An 18409-nucleotide genomic window follows, 5' to 3' on the forward strand; every position below is an offset into this window, starting at 1 on the left:
TGCTTTAACCATACTGTAAATTATTGCCATCGCTCATGGAAACGCGCAGGTCATTTTTAAAGAAAGCATCGATCTTATCAGGCGGCACCGGAATTATGCAGGTACTCCCCGCCTCCATTGCCCAGGCCCTCGCCATCGACCCTCCCGCCGGTAGTACCTGGCGTGATGCAGCACACGTCGTATTCCTCATGCAGGAAAACCGTTCCTTCGATCATACCTATGGTACCCTGCAGGGTGTACGCGGCTTCAATGATCCCCGCGCCATCACCCTGGCAGACAACAACAAGGTGTGGCTGCAAACCAATGCCGTCGGCGAAACCTATGCCCCCTTTCACCTCGACATCCGCAATACCAAGGCTACCTGGATGAACTCACTCCCGCATTCGTGGAGCAACCAGGTCGATGCCCGTAACAACGGCAAATACGACCACTGGCTGCAGGCCAAAGCCTCCGGCAACCCGTCCTATAAACACATGCCGCTGACATTGGGCTACCATACCCGCGAGGATATTCCTTTCTATTATGCACTGGCCGATGCTTTCACCGTGTGTGACCACAACTTCTGTTCTTCGCTTACCGGCACCACCCCCAACCGCCTGTATTTCTGGTCGGGCACCATTCGTGAAAAAATGGAAGCCGATGTGATGGCCCGCGTCTGGAACGGCGACGCCGATTATGAGAACTGGGCCAACTGGACCACCTTCCCGGAGCGACTCGAAGACCTCGGTGTGCGGTGGAAAGTATACCAGAATGAGATCAGTGTAGGCGTTGGATTTGAAGGCGAGCAAGACAGCTGGCTGTCCAACTTCACCGACAATCCCCTGGAGTTTTTCGCGCAATACAACGTGAAGCTCGCTCCTGCTTACATCAAGAACCTACCAAACGACGAGACAAAACTGAAAGGACAGATTGCGGCTCAGGAAACTGCGCTCGCCGCTGCTACCGGTGATGCCGCGACTAAGATCACCCGACGCCTGACCCAGTTAAAAAAATGGCTGGCCGCCAACCAGGCCGACCAACAAAAATACACAGCAGCACGCTACCATGCCTTGTCACAGCGCGAAAAGGCGATTCACGAAAAAGCCTTTTCAACCAATAAACAAGACCCGCACTACCACGAGCTGGCTACTTTGAAATACCAGGATGGTGCTACCGAACGGGAAGTGTTATTGCCTAAAGGCGATATCCTGCACCAGTTCCGCGAAGATGTCAATGAAGGCAAATTGCCGACCGTTTCCTGGATCGTAGCGCCGGAAAATTTCTCCGATCATCCCGGTGCTGCCTGGTATGGTGCCTGGTACCTGAGCGAAGTGATGGACATCCTCACCAAGAACCCCGAAGTGTGGAAGAAGACCATCCTCGTACTCACCTATGATGAGAACGATGGCTACTTCGATCACCTGCCGCCTTTTGTAGCGCCGCACCCCGACAAAAAAGAAACAGGCTTCACCACCGAAGGGATTCCCACCAACGTTGAATATGTAAAGGCCAACAAAACCCAGCAATCATCCGACGACGACGATAGGCGCGAAAGCCCTATCGGCCTCGGCTATCGCGTACCCCTGGTGATCGCTTCGCCCTGGACGCGTGGCGGCTGGGTCAACTCTGAAGTGTTCGACCATACCTCCTCCCTGCAGTTCCTCGAGCAATTCCTGACGCACAAACTCGGTAAGCAAGTCACCGAACCCAATATCACCACCTGGCGACGGACTGTCTGCGGTGATCTTACGTCGGTATTCCGTCCCTACAACGGCGAAAAGATAGCCAGCCCTGCCCCACTGCAGCGTGATCCGTTTGTAGAAGGCATCCACAAAGCCAAATTCAAAGACCTGCCTTCCAATTTCAGGAAGCTGACCAAAGAAGATATCGCGATCGCCAATACCAAACCGGCCTCCGCCTTCTTCATGCCCAAACAGGAAAAAGGGATCCGCAGCGCCAACGCGCTTCCTTATGAATTGTATGCAGAAGCGCAATTGAGTGCCGATAAAAAAGCAGTGACCCTCCATTGCCAGGCTAGTGCGCAGCATTTTGGCGCGCAGGCACTCGGCGCCCCCTTCCAGGTATATACGCCGGGGGCATTCAACGGAGAAAAAATGCGGGTACGCGATTATACCGTCGCCGCTGGTAAACACCTCTCCGACGAATGGGCACTGGATCAGTTCGACGGCAGCCGGTATCAGCTACAGGTACATGCCCCCAATGGCTTCTTCCGGGAATTCAAGGGCAATGCGCAGGATCCGCAGGCAGTCATATCGGCCGTCTATGAAGCTACGGCAGAGAACAAGCGTTTCCTGTACAACAAGCTCATCATACGTCTGGAGAATAACAGTCTGGCAGCGATGACCTTCCTCATCACCGACAATGCCTACCGCCAGGCAGCCAAGACCATTACGGTGAAAGCGCCAGGTGGCAAAGACAATGTGGTACTCGACCTGGCCGCCAACCATGGCTGGTACGATGTTACCGTGACGGTGAAAGGGAATGCAGCGTATGCACGCCGCTATGCCGGACACGTTGAGACCGGAAAAGACAGCAAGACTGATCCGCACATGGGTGGTATCATTTAGCAGCCAGATATTCATACATGCATTCAAGTCGTTCAGCCCCTTCCCCGGTACAATCCGGCAGAAGGGGCTATCTTTATGCCCATGGAGAACAGGCAAACCTTGGTCACTGAATACGGTACGCGCGTAACGATCACCTGGCAGTGTGATGGCATCCTGCTGGGCCATGGCATATCCCGGTTCAATGCCCTCACCTCCTTCAGCGGCGCCAGCCAGGCCGATGTCGTTCGCCTGCATTTTGGCATGAAGGGCAACTATGCCTTTTCGTACAAACAGCTGGGGCAAACCTACGACCTCATCGGTGGTCACCACAACATCATGTACTCGAAAGAATTTGATATTACCGTGCAGAATAAGACACTGGTGCTTGAAACTTTCGGTATACAATTTCCAGTAGACCAGTTCATCCAGTTTACCCAAAATGCCAGTGACAGCCTGAAGCGATTTGCGGAGGATATACTCGCCGGTAAAAATGTGATGCTCTCCGAACGCTGGGGGGCGATCGATTCACCCATACAGCAGGTATTACAACAGATCATCCATTGTAAATACAACGACGACCTCAAAAAGCTGTTCTTACTCTCGAAGAGTATTGAACTGCTGGTATTGTGCGCCGACGCCTACGAGCATACACAGCAGGAGACCTTCATCAAGAGCATCGCCGACAAAGAAAAGCTGGTGGCAGTACGCGACCTCATCAACGAGCGTGTACAGGACCCGCCCAACCTCACCCAGATCGCCCGTCTGGTGGGCCTCAACGAATACAAACTCAAAAGAGGTTTCAAAGAGGTCTTCAACAATACCGTGTTTGGCTACCTCGCCGAGCAGCGCCTGCACCTGGCCCACCGCTACCTGAAAGACACCCGCAAAACAGCCGCAGAGATATCTTATGAACTCGGCTATGCGACACCCCAGCATTTCAGCAATGCTTTCCGCAAGAAATTCGGCATGCCACCCTCCGCCGCAAGAAATAATCCGTAAAATGCAAGTCGCCCTCCCGGCAAGCCGCTAAGTTTGTAGGGTCATCTAAAACAAAAAGATATGAGTCAGCCACTGTACATCAAAAATGAAGTAACCATCGATGCATCCCCTTCCACCGTATGGGATGCCCTGGTCAATCCGGCCCAAACGAAACAATACATGTTTGGTTGCGAAACCGTGTCCGACTGGCAGCCCGGGAGCAGCCTGGAATGGGTGGGCGAACACGAGGGGAAATCCATGGTGTTTGTAAAAGGCAGTATTGTGGAGATCGATCCGGGACATTTCCTGGCCTACACCACCATCGATCCGCATTCCAACATCGACGATACTTCCGAAAACTACCTCACCGTCACTTATACACTCGAACCCAGAGACGGACAAACGCACTTCACCGTTACGCAGGGTGACTACGCCAAAGTGGCAGAAGGAGAAAGACGGTACAACGATTCCTGGAACAATGGCGTGGGCTGGCAACCCATTCTCGACCAGATCAAACAACTGGTGGAAAGTAAATAGCTGGACTAAGCGCGGAAGGGCATCTGTGCCGGGTATACGATTTTGACCTGTATCAGGACAATTTATTATGGGGTTTGGGCGATAGAGGGTATCTTGTCAACCTTAACTCAAACCTGGAACAAGCCATGTCCCTTTCACGCCTGCTTACAATACGTACCAGAACACGTTTGGCCCTGCTTTTGACCGGCCTGTTGTTTTTACTGAACATCCAGCCATCTATAGCCCGTCAGGGATCTGTCGACCCGGATTACCGGCCTATCATAACCAATATCAGTCCTGCCAACGGACCAGCGGGCACCGTGGTCACCATTACGGGTAGTCACTTCAGCGCGGTATATGATACCGAACAGCCGATCGTCTATTTTGGTGCAGTCAGAGCAGCCGTGACACAGTGGACATCCAACTCGATCACGGTCATTGCGCCGGCTGGCGCCACTTACCAGCCGGTGATCGTTTCCGGAGGCTTTAATGTTGCCATCAGTCCGCGGCCCTTTGTACTGACCCATAGTGGCGGCGATGCCCTCATTACACGTCAAACTTTCGGTCCTAAAACACAGATCGATCTTCCGGCACCTGCACGCGCAGGCATCATACAGGATATAGATGACGATGGCAAGCCCGATTTCGTGTTCGGAGACTACAACAATGCAGGCATTAAGGTCTACCACAATACAACCACAACGGCTGTCGCCAATTTTACGGCAGGCAATACCTACCCCATCGGCAACCGCCCTTATCATATGGTGGCTGGCGATATGGACGGCAACGGCTTACCCGATCTGCCAACCGTCAATCAATTATCCAAAACCATAACGATCTGGCGAAACGCTGGCCCGGGGCAACCTTATCCGCCATTCGATGGCAGCCGCCTGGTGGGCACCGGCCCCCAACCAGCTGCTGTTGTACTGGCAGACCTGAATGTGGATGGCAGGCCCGATCTGGCGGTCGTGAACACCGATTCCAATTCGCTGTCGCTGTACCCCAGTACCATGATCTACGGGGCACTCACCTTTGGCGCACGGGCATCCCTGGCAACAGGTAGCAGCCCCAGTTTTGTGGCAGCCAGCGACCTGGATAACGACGGCAAAACAGACCTGGTGGTAGCCAATGGCAACAGCAACTCGGTATCCGTGTACCGCAACACAGTGGTAGCACTCGGCGAAACTTGTCAGTTTGCAACGCCGGTCGATTATACAACGGCTACAGCGCCTGTGCACATCGCCATTGGCGATCTCGACGGCGACGGAAAGCCCGATCTTCTCGTTACCAACGCGGGCCAGGGCAGCGTTACCATATTGAAAAATACCAGCATGCCCGGCAACGTTTCCTTTGTTGCCCAAACCTCGCTTCAACTGGGTACAGCAGGACTGGGAGTCAGTGCGGTGATCGGCGACCTGAACGGCGATGCCCGTGTAGATGTAGCGATATCGTATGACTCACTCACCTATGGCAGACTGGCCGTGTACACCAATACAAGTACGTTTGGCAGCATTTCTTTCGGCACACCCGCTATATTGGAAATATCCGCCAATGCCACCATACTGCATATTGGGGATGTAAACGGCGATGCACAGCCCGACCTGGTTGCAGGTGGTATGGGCCATAATTCTATCGCCATTTACCACAGCATCCCCACCCTGGGACCTATTGTTCGTAAGGCTGCACCGCTAAATGCGGGCAAGGGTACAGAGGTACGCCTGGTAGGAGCCAATTTGAATGGAGCAACCGCCGTTAGTTTTGGAGGACTGCCCGCTGCCAGCTTTACCGTCGTTTCAGATACGGTGATCACGGCGATTGTTGGCTCCGGCAATACAGGTACCATTTCCGTCACCACGCCCGAAGGGTCAGCTAGTGTTCCGGGCTTCCGCTTTTATGGCAAACCCATCCTGTCGTCTTTCGCTCCTCAACAAGCAGCAACAGGCGATACGGTCATTATTAAAGGCAATTACCTCGATGGGGTCACGCATGTGGCATTTGGCGGTCACGCCTCACCATCGTTTTTGCCAGGGGCCGACAGTATCATCGCGATCGTTGGTTCGGGGGGCAGTGGAGCCCTAACCGTGGCAGGTTATGGCGGCAGGGATACACTGGCAGGCTTTACGTACATCCTTCCGCCGGCCATTACGTCCTTCTCACCGGAATCTGGTAAACATGGAGACCTAATCACCATCCGCGGTAACAACTTACAGAGCGTTACAAGTGTTTACCTGGGCAGTCATAAAGCATCGATCACTGGTACCCTGACGGATACGTTGATCACTGTAGCTGTTCAGGGAGGAGACTGGGGCCCTGTAAAGGTCACGACACCCGGAGGTACAGCCGTTAAACCAGGTTTCAGGTATACAGAACCTTATATCTATAACCTCATCAATCCAACAGAACCCTCACCGGGTGGGCAGGTAGCGATACATGGATACAACCTGACCGGCGTAAACTCGGTCAGGTTTGGCAACTACCCGGCAGTGGCATTTACGATACTGTCCGACAGCATGATCGTCGCCACCCTGGACCTGCAGGCAGAAAGCCCGTGCAAAATATCAGGTCCACATGGTCAGGACTCCGTAGCCGTTACTTTTCAATTGCAACCATTGATCCGTTCGATTACCCCATTGGCTGGCCCCGTGGGCACCACGGTCACCATTACGGGTTCTAATTTTGACCCGGTGGCTGCCAACAATACGGTATTTGTCGGTGCGGTGAAAGCCCCGGTGACAACAGCATCCAACAATCAATTGACCATCACCATTCCGGTGGGGGCCACTTATCATCCTATTACCGTTACCACCAATAAATGGACGGCACGGTCCCTGCAAATGTTCAACACGACCTTTGCCGGCGCAGATACGTTGTCTGTAAGCGCTTTCGCTTATCCGCTGAAGGTAAATGTGCCCCGTACGGCACAGTCCCTGCGCCTCAAAGAAATGAATGGAGATGGAAAAGCCGATATCATTGGCGTTGATGCGGCCGGCCTGGCCAATTCCATCAGCATCCATCGGCGCATCGATGCCGTCGACAGTATAGCGTTTGGTCCCATAGCTACCTTCCAGACCCCCATCCAGACTTACCAGCTCGAGGTAGGTGACCTGGATGGTGATGGTAAGCCTGATGTGGCAGTCACCAGCAGTGCCGGATTATCGGTTTTCCGGAATACCAGCATCGGCGACACCATCACCCTGGCACCCCGGATGGACCTGCCCACCAATGCACAACCGTTTGGCATCACCATCGTGGATGTATCCAACGATGGCAAGCCAGATATCGTGGTGGCCAATTCGGGCACCACCCTGGTGTCTGTCTATAAAAACATCAGCACACCCGGTTTCCTGGCTTTTGAAGCAAAGACCGATATCCCGGTCGGACAAACACCCTATGCGGTCGCCGGCGGTGATATCGATGGGGATGGCAAAGCCGATATTGTGGTGAGCAATCTTGCAAGTGGCACCATCTCCGTGCTCAGGAATACCGGTTCGCGGGGAAGTATACAGTTTCAGCTCAGTCAATTTACAGCAGCCAGTGGCATCAGGGATATCGTGTTGGCCGACCTGGACAGCGATGGCAAACCTGATGTGGCTGGTAACACCAGCGCCACCGGTTATGTGATCGTGGTCATGAAGAATACGAGCATACCGGGTTTGGTAACCTTTGATACGCCGCTACTTGTTGGCCCCCGCAGCAGTACGTCTACCTCCTATGCTTTGACTGCCGGAGACCTGAATGGTGACGGCAAGATCGACCTCGCCCTCGCGGGTCATTTCCAGGGAAGGTTGACATTGCTAAGAAATACCACCGCCAATGGGGTGTTGAGTTTCAATCAAACCGTACATATATCCGGCTATGTTGAAACGCCTGCCGGGGTAGTCATTGGCGATCTCGACGGTGACCAGCGACCCGAAATCACTGTAGGTAATTCGTTGAGTACATTGGGCATTGGAATACTTAAAAACCGTTCGGGCCTGCCACTTACTACCATTCATTCTTTTGCACCGGCTGCTGCCGCCACAGGCGACTCCGTCACCATTCGGGGCACCTTACTCGGCCGTACCAAAGAAGTGACCTTCGGTTCTGGTTATAAAGCCGCATTTGTTATTAAGAGCGATACCTTGATCCGCGCGGCGGTGCCCAATAATGCCGCCAGCGGAACCATCCGGGTGGGTACTTTAGAGGGCATCGGATTCGCCGCCGGATTTGTCTATACCGGCCCCACCATCACCGGCATTACACCATTGAAAGGAGGGCGTGGAACAGTAGTCACCATTACCGGTAAGCGTTTTACCGGTGCTACAGCGGTAACGCTTGGCAATGATCCCATGCAATCTTTTGAAGTGATCTCCGATAGCGTCATCAAAGCCATTGTCGATACGGGTGGACTGGCATTTATCTATGTAACCACACCGGCAGGTAAAGCAATGGCGACCAGTTATTTTCAGTATATCACCCGTCTCTCCATCCTCGATTTCGCGCCGCGACTGGCAGCAGCCGGATCTACGATCACCATATCGGGTACCGAATTCCAGCCTGTAGCAGATAGCAACATCGTGTACTTCGGCGGTGTGCGTGGCACAGTAACGAGCGCTACCAAAACAACCCTTCAGGTAATCGTGCCGCCGGGGGCCGGTAATCAGCGACTTTCAGTCACTACGCAGGGGCGCACGGTGGTGTCCTCTGCTTACTTCGGCACATGGTGGGCGGGAGGCGAAGTAGGCTTCTCCGGCAACTCGTTTGCGCCGCCAGTCACCACCACAACAGGGGGTAAGCCTATTGGCGCCAGCCTGGCTGATCTTGACAACGACGGCAAGCAGGACCTGGTGCTGATCCACGATAAAACAACGGGCGCACTGGAAGTGTACCGGAACACATCGAATGCCGACACCCTGCTCCTGCAGCCCAAACAGGTATTGAACAGCAAGCGTTCCCTGTCGGATATAGCTGTGGCAGACCTCGATGGTGATGGTAAACCGGACATAGCAGTAAGCAGTAAGGACCAGTCGGGCTTCAGCCTCTATCGCAACACCAGTACACCGGGCTCCATCAGTTTCGATACAGCCATTCATTACAATACCAGTTATGGCACCAGCCTCATCGCTGTTGCTGATCTCGACAACAACGGGAAACCTGAGGTAGCCGTCTATGAACCAACCTCGGGAAAACTGTATATCTACCACAATGAAAGCAGCCGGGCACAGTTTTCGTTTGTCAACTCGACCACACTGACCTATACCGAGAAGATCATTGACCTTCAGTTGGTCGATATACAGAACGATTATCTTCCCGACATCGTCGCACTGTTCGAATCGGGTGTTAACGGCAGAGTGCAAGTGTACCCCAACGCCTCATCGGGCTCCACACTCTCATTCAGTACCCCCTTCAACATAGTGACCAATGGCAGTCCATTCCGCTTGCTGGTGAACGAACTCAACCGCGATGACCAGCCAGATGCGGTGACCATCAGCAACGGGTATAAGACCATTACAACGTACGAAGGAGCCGGACTGACTTTTATATCCGCGACCCAACATCACGCGAGCACACCCGACTTGTCGGGCCTGGCGGTGGCCGACCTGAATGGTGATGGATTACCGGAAGTGATCAGCACAAGATTGAATGTACAGCAGATCGACATCCGCAGAAACCAGTCGGTGCCCAATGGCAGGATCGAGCTGGCGCCTGCAATCGGCTACCCCATCGCACAATCCGGAACAAATGTATACGCTGCCGACCTCGATGGCGATGGCAGACCCGATTTGCTTACGATCCATGCCAATAACGGCAGTATTGCCCTGCTGAAAAACCTGGTGGGCAATGCAACCCTCATCCCATCCGGCGCCAGACCGGTGAACGGCAAACTCACCCAACAGGTAACGGTTGCCCCCGAAGTCCCCACCCTCAACGGTACACCCTATGTACAACGTTCTTATGAACTGACTGCAGCAGGATCACAGCCAGGGGCTACCGCAACAGTGACTTTCTACTTTACGCAGGACGAATTCGACCAGTACAACGACCATCCGAACCGCAGTGCCAGCCTGCCAGATAGCGCCAGTGACGATGCCGGCAAAGCCAACCTGCGTATTTACCAGTACATACCCACCACGGGCGCCAAAGCCGGAGAAGTCCTGGCAGACTCCGTAATAGTGATCAACCCCGACGATGCCAATATCGTCTGGAATGAAACCGCCGGCTGCTGGCAGATAACCGTACCCGTTGAGGGATTGAATAGGTTTATGGTGAGTGCCGTGGGTTTTGTATACAAACAGATCGCTGGTCCGGCCATTACGGTAACGGGGTCCACGGAGGTTTGTGAAGGAACATCGGTGACGCTGACGGCTGCTGTTACCACCGGCAACCAATGGTACAAAGACAACAATGCCATCGCAGGCGCTACGGAACATTTCTATAAGGCAACCACGTCAGGCAACTATACCGTAACGGCCGTCGTACAGGAAGTGCGCACCTTGCCATCAGCCGCCAAAACGATCAAGGTGAATGCCATTCCTGCACGCCCCGTGATCACGGCCAACGGACAGGAGCTCGTGTCCAGCGCAGCCACCGGCAACCAGTGGTACCGCGAAGGGGTAGCCATCAACGGCGCCACCACATCGGTATACAAGCCCACCGAAGCAGGCAATTACAGCGTCACCACCACACAAAGCGGTTGTACGAGCGTACAATCGGCCAGCGCACATTTTACGATTACCGGCATCATCAACATCGACAATACACAGTATGTAAGCCTCAACCCCAACCCGGTCGATGACTACCTGCTGTTCAATTTCAACGTAACCGGTACTACCAAACTCAACATCCGCATCGTTGACCTGCAAGGTAAAGTGGTGAAGACCTTCCTGAACCAAACCAGCGGTAGCCGCCTCTACCTGGCACACCTCACACCAGGCATCTACCTGGTGAAGATCACAGGTGCCAACAACAAGATCAACTATACCATGAAGGTGCTGAAACGCTAACCATACATTACTACCTCGACAAAAAAAGAACCGGCGACCTCCATCGCCGGTTCTTTTTTTATGGCTATACTGCGCCGAATACGAATGATAAGCCGTTAATGGTAAGCGGCGTTTACAACCGCTGGTACTCCCCCACCTGTTCCAACAGCTCCCCTGCTTTCAGCATGGGATCCCATTCACGACCCCGGAAAATAAAGCGGAACCAACGTTTATCACGGTTCTCAAACCGGATGTTCATAAACAACCAGATCGCGATCCAGGCAAACAACAAGGTGATGACGACCGGCAAGGCCAGCAGCCAAACATTGCCGTGCGCAAACATGGCTTTACTCCAGAAAAAAGTGGTCCACACCGGCGTCTGCAAAAATAACAGGCGGGTAACCCACAGCGTAGATGACTGCAGCCGGGCAATACGTGACTGCGTAGCCAGGATGGGCTCACTCACGTCAGTTTGGCGTAGCTCGATCAGTTGGTAGAGGTAGACGCCGATCGCGATCTTCGTGAGCAATACCTGGATGCCCATCGATACCGTGAAGAACCAGCTGGCCTTGCCAAAGGAGCCGATCAGTACCACATCCACCGCCACTACCCACAGCACACCCACAATGATGGTGAATAACTTCATAGGCCGCATGGAGCCCAGCAGCGATTGTGCTTTCAGTTTGGTGATCTCCTCCGCGTTCCGCTTGTTCAGCTGCAGGCTTTCCTGCAACCGTTGGTCGTACGAACGCCATAAATTCATGATCTCAATATCTTGCATGGTCATCAGTTTGAAGGTTGTCAAATGCTTTTTTCAATTGTTGCTTGATGCGGCCCACCTTGGTCGATACATTGGTGGCCGTGAGCCCCAATATATCGCCGATTTCCTGCTGGGTGTTGCCCTCGAGGTACAACAGCATCACCGCCCGGTCGATCTCCTTCAGTGCCCGGATAAAGCGATATAGGGCCTGCACCGGAGCCTCCAGGTCGCGCCCGGCCTCCTCGGGCAGGTGCAGCAGCTCCTCCGGCAGCGGATGGTTGATGCCACCCCGGCGATGTTCTTTCCGGTAATAAGAAATGGATACATTCAGCGCAATGCGGTACAGCCAGGTGGTGATCCTGAATTGCTCGTCATACCGCGGAAAAGCCAGCCACAGCTGCACCAGGATCTCCTGGATCAGGTCTTGCCGGCTGTCGGCGTGACGACAATACGCATTGGCCACTTTGTAAAGAATGCCCTTGTGCGTGTCGATGATGTCCAGAAAAGAACGCGCATCCCTTGGTAAAGACATGGTGCAAATATCATTTATTACATTATTCGCACAGCCGCCCAAAAGATCACAGTCCGGCACAAAAAAAGCATCCGACGCTTCGGATGCCTGTAAAAGATGCGGTATCAGGGGGTTAGTGGTCGTCTTCCGAAAACCGGGTACGCCGGTAACCATGCAACTGGTAAGTGACGCCCGGATCATCGGTAAACTGCGCCTCGAAATAAATACTGTCCGTAACCGCCAGCGATACCGGCCCCTTGCTGACCCCGGTCAGCACCTTGCCGTTTTGCACGGTGATCTTGATATTGGAATATTCACTCGTGGCATTGGTCACCGAAAACGTTTGCCCACTGATGTTCACATCACTCTTAAATTTGAACGGCCACAGTCGTTGCTGGTCGTCTATCCAAAACTGGCTGCCCGAATTGTCGGCCGTATTATAGGTCAGGATGCGGTAGTAGTTAGGCACCACCAGCGTATTGTTGATGGACAATTGTACCCACCACTCCCCCGCCATTTTCTCTACGGCGGTACCGCCAATGTCTTCATCTTTCTCGCAACCGGCCAGCGACAGCGCAGCGACCAGCAATAACCCGGCAAAAGAAACTTTATACATACAAGTAGATTTATAGTTTTTTGAAAGTCCGTAACCCGGTGCCATAGCCGCCTGCCTGCAGTATCCAGTCTACCGTTACGGGTACCGCCGCAGGTCGGTATACTTCACTCGTTGACTTGATCGTATTGAGACCACTGATGGAGGGATCATACGCCTGCTGTTTGGGAATGGCGATCTTGCTGCCCTGGTAGTTGACCAGCTTCACTACAAAGCCTACACCCGCATCGGCACCACCTGGGTTCTCGACATCATACAAGCCCCGCCCCGTTTTGGTCCATACCATATTCAGTCCGTTCTGATCGCGTTTGTAAGTACCCGCATAATTGTTGCTGGTGACATCGGCAGCCGTAGACATGATCACCACCGTTCTCCAGTCACTGGCCGAGTACCCATCGGGCGAACTGGCCGAATACACCAATTCATACACACCGGGTGTATTGGCGTCTACGGTTCCGCTGGTAGCATATTGCACGGTCTGCCCTTGCAGAAATGCTTCAACACCCGGCTCTGTATACGCCACGCCCTGGTTCTGGATGATCAGTCGCTCCCCTTTGATGGCGACAGACGGAAAATTGACCACCTTCGAGATGCCCACCGTGCCTTCAGGATAGTTGAAGGAAGGCTCCTTCGCACAACTGAACAACAGACACAGCCCTACTACCGGCCATAATTGTTTTATCACTAGATGTTTCATACGTGTTGGTTGTTTGGTTATTTGGCCCACCATACTTTTTTCGTGATCGGTTCTTCTGCCGGCGTATTGATATTGCGGCTACGCTCGATCTCGGGAAACAGCAACCGCTTGGGAAACAAACCACCGGTAACACCATTGGCCGAATACACCAGCTGCCCCGGTACATAGGCCGCATTGGTCGAATACACAGCACTGTTTTTAGGATACCCCGTGCGGCATTGCTCGAAGAAACCCTCCAGGTCATGCGTACCGGGAAAAGAAGCCCATTTCTGTACGCTGATCGCTTCCTGCTTTTGCTCCAGCGTGCCCGCATCGGGGAAGGCATACGCGCCTGTCAACAAGTTGCCCGGCACCAGGTTGAGCTGTGCAAAGGCAGCCGTCACACCGGCATCGTACAGCGCCTTCGCCCCGGCCCCATTGTAATACCGGGACCGCGCTTCTGCCTGCAGTAAATAAGATTCAGCCTTCGAGATGAACCAGACCGGATCGATGGCATGTTGTACAAATACGGCGGCCGAACTGTAAGCCGGGTTGTTATTCGTATAGTCGCCCTGGTGAATGGTGCCGGGATTGGCCGAGCCGAAATAGGCTACCACCCGTGGGTCGTTGTTCTTGCGCAGCCAGCTCACAAACGTGTAGCTGGCCCGCAGGTTGTCGTTGGTATTGAGGCGGCGGATATTCTGTTCGTAAAAAGGATTACTGTAGTTGGGCCTGTCCTGGAAGCTGGTAATGCCCGCCCCTGTTTCCAGGAAAACGGCATTGGCCGTATAAAGCGCCGTGATGCCCTGCTGCGCCTCTGTGGGTTTGGCATTCACCATACGCAGGTACAGCTTCAACTTCAGCGTATTGGCAAAGCGTGTCCAGCTGTCCATGTCACCGCCGAACACGATATCGCTGTTCCGGTCGGCCGGCGACAGGCCAGCCCCATAATTATGCCCCATCGCTTCATTGATCTCAGCCAGCAAGCCCGTATAGATGCTGTAGCCGTCATCGAACTTTGGTTGCAGGTTAGTGGCCCCGGTCAATGCTTCCGAATACGGCAAGTGGTCATACAGGTCCACCACCATATGATAGGTATACGCTTTCATCACAGTCGCCATCAGGTAAAAAGCCCAGCTTTCGGAGGTCTTCGACAGCTCCTGGATCTTCGCATAATCGATCAGCGCACTGCGAAACACTTCGCGGTAGGCCGTATTGTTGTCGGAGGATACCATATTGTAGGCATCGATGGTGCGGTACTGGCTCGCAAAAGCGCTTTGCGTATAGTACTGCGACCACAGGCCACCTGTAATGGCATATTCCCCACCGATCTGTCCAGCCGTACACATCATGGCCGACGGCAGCAGCAACTGGGGTGATGCCTTATCGATAGAAGGGTTGTTCGGATCGACATTGTCTTCCGTGATCTTGCTGCAACCTGCGAGCACAAGCACGCACAACAGCGATGTCAGTAGTTTATGATGCATACACTCGTTTTTAGGTTAGAAAGAAACACGCACCGAGGCGCCATAAGAACGGGGCGTGGGGCCTACGCGGAACTCCCCAAACTCACTCGCGATATCACGGCCGAAGTTGGAAGACTCCGGATCTACGATCCTGTTCGATTTTGGTAACCTTACCCACAGGTTGCGGCCAATGGCCGTGATCACGATGCGGTCGGCCGAGATCTTCTTGGCCCAATGGCTGGGCAAAGTATAACTCAACGTTACATCCCGCAGCTTCAGGAAAGTTTTGTCGAGAATGGTCCAGTTGTAAAACATGCCCCGGTTCGAGTTCTGGTAATAGTAATCATCCTGGTGGCTTTCATCCAGCACCGTTTTGTTCTCCGTATACACGGGTTTGTTGTTGGCATCAAACGACTCGTTCACCGAATTGGGTATGATGAAGGGATTGCGCCCATTGTATACCGTGCGGTAATTGTTGCCGGTAAACAACAACAGCTCCGACGTGCTCGAATAGAATACGCCACCCTTGCGGTAGTCGAATGAGAAGCCCAGGCGGAAGTTCTGGTACGTGAAAGTATTCTGCAGTCCCATGGTATAGTCACGTTGCGAAGTACCATAGTAAATATCTTCGGTCGTTACCGTCGGGAAGCCCGTATTGGCATCTACGATGACCCGGCCATCCGGATCCCGCCGCACCGTGGGTGCATAAAATACACCCAGCGGCTGGTTGAGCCTTGCTTCGAAGTTCGCATCGTACACATTATTGAGTGTTACCTTGTCGAGCCCCGTAGGTAGTTCCAGCACCTCATTGCGGTTGCGGGTAAATACATAATTGATATCCCAGGTGAATTGTCGGGTCTTGACGGGTGTTACCTGTGCACTCAACTCGATGCCCTGGTTACGCACCTGGCCAAAGTTGAGGGTAACCGACGTATAACCGGTAGTAGGGGCAATCGGCACATTGATGATCTGTCCGTCGGATACTTTGTGGTAGTAGGCCAGATCGAGCGTGATGCGGCTATCCCACAAGCGAAACTCACCACCCAGTTCCCACTCGCGGCTGATCTCTGGTTTCAGGTTCAGGTTGCCCAGCCGGTCGTTGAGCGTGTAACCTGGCACACCATTGAAGGGAAAACTGATCTGCCCAAAAGGCAGTATCACCACCTGCGAAGAGATCACATCGTATACGCGGTAGATCGGCGCATCCTTACCCGTGCGGCCCAGGCTGGCCCGCAGTTTGGCATAGTTGAGCACCGACTTCACGCTGGGATCGAGCAGGCTCGACAACAGGAACGATACGTTCGCACTGGGATAGAAATAACTGTTCTTTCCCTTGGGCAGCGTCGAGCTCCAGTCATTGCGCCCCGTCAGGGTGAGGTAGAGATAGTCTTTGTAATTCATCGTGGCAGAGCCAAACACCCCAAAGATGGATTGCTTGCTTTTGAAATGGGAGCTTTGCGGCGGGTTTACCCCATTGGAGATATCGAAGAAACCGGGCAGCGCCAGGTCTTCCACATAGGTATACAATACATCGCTGCCCCGCTCATTGTAGTTGGCGCCAGCGATGGCATCGAGGTCCAGGTCATCACTGAGCCGTTTCTTGATGAGTACATCCAGCTTGCTGTCGTACTCGTAGTACTTTTGAGAACCTTCCTGTACACTGCCGATATCGGCCGAGCGGGCTGCACTCTCGGGGTTGTTGCCGGCATTCCAGCTGCCGGGTGTGGGCGCATTCTTGTTGCGCCAGGTTTTAGTGATCCCATTGGTATTGTCAATGCCCTGTTGTGCCTGCAAGGTTACACCCTCAAACAATTTATACTGCAGGTTGATATTACCGAAGAACCGGTCATTGCGGCTACGCCCACCGTTCTCAAACAAGGTATAGTAGGGATTCTCCGCAAACGGTGTAAAGTAATTATCGACATTGAAGAATTTGTTCTTGTAGTCACGGTGGTCTTTGATGGGGATATCCACCGGTATCTGCAACAGTTGTTCGAAGAACGAACTACCCACCCCGGCAGCCGACTGCCCCACTTCTACGAAGCGCTGCGCCTTGTTCACATAATTGAAAGAACCTTCGCCGGTAAAGCGGTCGAGCCGGGTGGTAGTGCGTAGAGACAGGGCGTTTCTGCGGTACGAGTCGTTGTCCGATGGCACGATACCATCGGTAAATACATTGTTGTACGAAAAGAAGAACGTGGTGTTGTTGCTACCGCCCTGAAATGATACGGTGTTGTTGAACTCGCGGCCGGTCTCATACGCATCGCGTAAATTATCCTTGATAAAAGAGTAAGGCTTCAGCAGTTGTGAATTGTCGACCGGTGCGCCCCACAAACGGGGTACCCCATCGAGCCGTGGTCCCCAGCTGCCATTTTCAGAAGGGATATTCTGTGCCTCCCAGCCCTGCCCGAATTGCTCCTGCATCTTGGGCAATATCAACGGATCGCTGAAGATGGTAGAAGAAGCCAGGTCTACTTTGATGCGGCCACTCTTCCCTTTCTTCGTGGTGATCACAATCACCCCATTGCTGGCACGCGAACCGTACAAGGAAGTAGCCGCAGCACCTTTCAGCACCGTCATACTCTCGATATCGTTGGGATTGATGTCATTGGCCGTGTTGCCGAAATCATAGCCCGGCGTACCGATAATATCCTGCCCCGTGCCCTTGTTGTTGGTGCCATCTGGATCGATGCCCTCCGAGCCGGGCCGCACATCGCTGATGGGTACTCCATCTACCACATACAGCGGTTGGTTGTTGCCTCCCAGCGAACTATAACCCCGCAACACGACCTTGGTTGAGCCTCCCGGGTTACCGCTCACATTCGAGATGTCGACACCCGCCACACGGCCCTGCAGACCGTCAAACATACTCACAGGCGATACCCGGTTGATATCGTCTGTACGGATGGTGGTGGTAGAATAGCCCAGCGATTTTTTCTCGCGCGATTGGCCAAGGGCCGTTACCACTACCTCATTCAACTGCGCCGCCGATTCATCCAGCGACACATCGAAATTGGCCCCATTGCCCAGTTGTAAAGATTTGGATTGATACCCCACATAACTGAAGACGAGGGTCGCATTGGCCGCGAGGTTATTCACGGTATAACGACCATTGGCATCGGTTTGCACAGCGGTGGTACTGCCTTGTACGGATACGGTAGCGCCCTGGATAGCATTGCCCGTCTTAGCATCCGTTACCTTACCACTCACCACCCTCGACTGCCCCTGCAATACGGCGCTACAGAGTACGAGCATTACGAGAGAGAACAACACGCTTCTCATAATTGATTAGTTTTTGTCTACCTGAAATTATCCAGCCTATAGCACTACCCGAAGATGTATTACATGGCACGCAGCGGTTCAGGAAAGGTTTGCCGGGAT

10 protein-coding genes are annotated in these 18409 nt (G+C 53.5%); 4 read left to right on the forward strand and 6 right to left on the reverse strand.

The window, feature by feature from the left end; genetic code table 11:
• Positions 1 to 35 precede the first annotated feature (35 nt).
• The 4 genes from P2W70_RS17330 to P2W70_RS17345 all read left to right on the forward strand — a co-directional run bounded on the left by P2W70_RS17330 (position 36) and on the right by P2W70_RS17345 (position 11023).
• Positions 36 to 2567: a phosphocholine-specific phospholipase C gene (locus P2W70_RS17330; protein ID WP_276482760.1), complete on the forward strand. Its 2532-nt coding sequence runs from the start codon at positions 36 to 38 to the stop codon at positions 2565 to 2567.
• 81 nt (positions 2568 to 2648) lie between these two features.
• Positions 2649 to 3545 (forward strand): helix-turn-helix transcriptional regulator, encoded by an 897-nt coding sequence (locus tag P2W70_RS17335; RefSeq protein WP_276482761.1) that lies wholly within the window; start codon positions 2649 to 2651, stop codon positions 3543 to 3545.
• A 60-nt stretch (positions 3546 to 3605) separates the two neighbouring features.
• A complete protein-coding gene (locus P2W70_RS17340) occupies positions 3606 to 4061 on the forward strand; it encodes an SRPBCC domain-containing protein (protein ID WP_276482762.1) in 456 nt (151 codons plus the stop codon).
• Between the two features lie 167 nt (positions 4062 to 4228).
• The gene (locus P2W70_RS17345) at positions 4229 to 11023 is read left to right on the forward strand and encodes an FG-GAP-like repeat-containing protein (protein ID WP_276482763.1); all 6795 of its coding nucleotides are present in this window, start codon (positions 4229 to 4231) and stop codon (positions 11021 to 11023) included.
• Between the two features lie 112 nt (positions 11024 to 11135).
• Here P2W70_RS17345 and P2W70_RS17350 read toward each other — a convergent pair whose 3' ends face one another.
• The 6 genes from P2W70_RS17350 to P2W70_RS17375 form a co-directional block, all read right to left on the reverse strand.
• Complete coding sequence (locus tag P2W70_RS17350) at positions 11136 to 11783, reverse strand: hypothetical protein (protein ID WP_276482764.1); 648 nt, start codon at positions 11781 to 11783, stop codon at positions 11136 to 11138.
• Positions 11770 to 12294, reverse strand: a complete 525-nt coding sequence (locus P2W70_RS17355) for an RNA polymerase sigma factor (RefSeq protein WP_276482765.1) — start codon at positions 12292 to 12294, stop codon at positions 11770 to 11772. The genes P2W70_RS17350 and P2W70_RS17355 overlap by 14 nt, the downstream gene beginning before the upstream one ends.
• A gap of 112 nt (positions 12295 to 12406) precedes the next feature.
• Positions 12407 to 12889, reverse strand: a complete 483-nt coding sequence (locus P2W70_RS17360; protein ID WP_276482766.1) for a lipid-binding protein — start codon at positions 12887 to 12889, stop codon at positions 12407 to 12409.
• Positions 12890 to 12899: 10 nt separating this feature from the next.
• Positions 12900 to 13583, reverse strand: a complete 684-nt coding sequence (locus P2W70_RS17365; protein ID WP_276482767.1) for an immunoglobulin-like domain-containing protein — start codon at positions 13581 to 13583, stop codon at positions 12900 to 12902.
• 17 nt (positions 13584 to 13600) lie between these two features.
• Positions 13601 to 15049, reverse strand: coding sequence for a SusD/RagB family nutrient-binding outer membrane lipoprotein (locus P2W70_RS17370; RefSeq protein ID WP_276482768.1), 1449 nt, complete (start codon positions 15047 to 15049; stop codon positions 13601 to 13603).
• 15 nt (positions 15050 to 15064) lie between these two features.
• On the reverse strand, positions 15065 to 18310 hold the full coding sequence (locus P2W70_RS17375) for a SusC/RagA family TonB-linked outer membrane protein (protein WP_276482769.1): 3246 nt from the start codon (positions 18308 to 18310) through the stop codon (positions 15065 to 15067).
• Between the last annotated feature and the right edge of the window lie 99 nt (positions 18311 to 18409).

The organism is Paraflavitalea pollutisoli (assembly GCF_029360705.1).
Classification (GTDB): Bacteria; Bacteroidota; Bacteroidia; order Chitinophagales; family Chitinophagaceae; genus Paraflavitalea; species Paraflavitalea pollutisoli.

Bases quoted from the DNA above. Each gene is read 5' to 3' on its own strand.
- P2W70_RS17330 (WP_276482760.1), top strand. From the start codon at position 36: ATGGAAACGCGCAGGTCATTTTTAAAGAAAGCATCGATCTTATCAGGC.
- P2W70_RS17365 (WP_276482767.1), bottom strand. From the start codon at position 13,583: ATGAAACATCTAGTGATAAAACAATTATGGCCGGTAGTAGGGCTGTGT.
- P2W70_RS17370 (WP_276482768.1), bottom strand. From the start codon at position 15,049: ATGCATCATAAACTACTGACATCGCTGTTGTGCGTGCTTGTGCTCGCA.
- P2W70_RS17350 (WP_276482764.1), bottom strand. From the start codon at position 11,783: ATGCAAGATATTGAGATCATGAATTTATGGCGTTCGTACGACCAACGG.
- P2W70_RS17340 (WP_276482762.1), top strand. From the start codon at position 3,606: ATGAGTCAGCCACTGTACATCAAAAATGAAGTAACCATCGATGCATCC.
- P2W70_RS17360 (WP_276482766.1), bottom strand. From the start codon at position 12,889: ATGTATAAAGTTTCTTTTGCCGGGTTATTGCTGGTCGCTGCGCTGTCG.
- P2W70_RS17375 (WP_276482769.1), bottom strand. From the start codon at position 18,310: ATGAGAAGCGTGTTGTTCTCTCTCGTAATGCTCGTACTCTGTAGCGCC.
- P2W70_RS17355 (WP_276482765.1), bottom strand. From the start codon at position 12,294: ATGTCTTTACCAAGGGATGCGCGTTCTTTTCTGGACATCATCGACACG.
- P2W70_RS17335 (WP_276482761.1), top strand. From the start codon at position 2,649: ATGGAGAACAGGCAAACCTTGGTCACTGAATACGGTACGCGCGTAACG.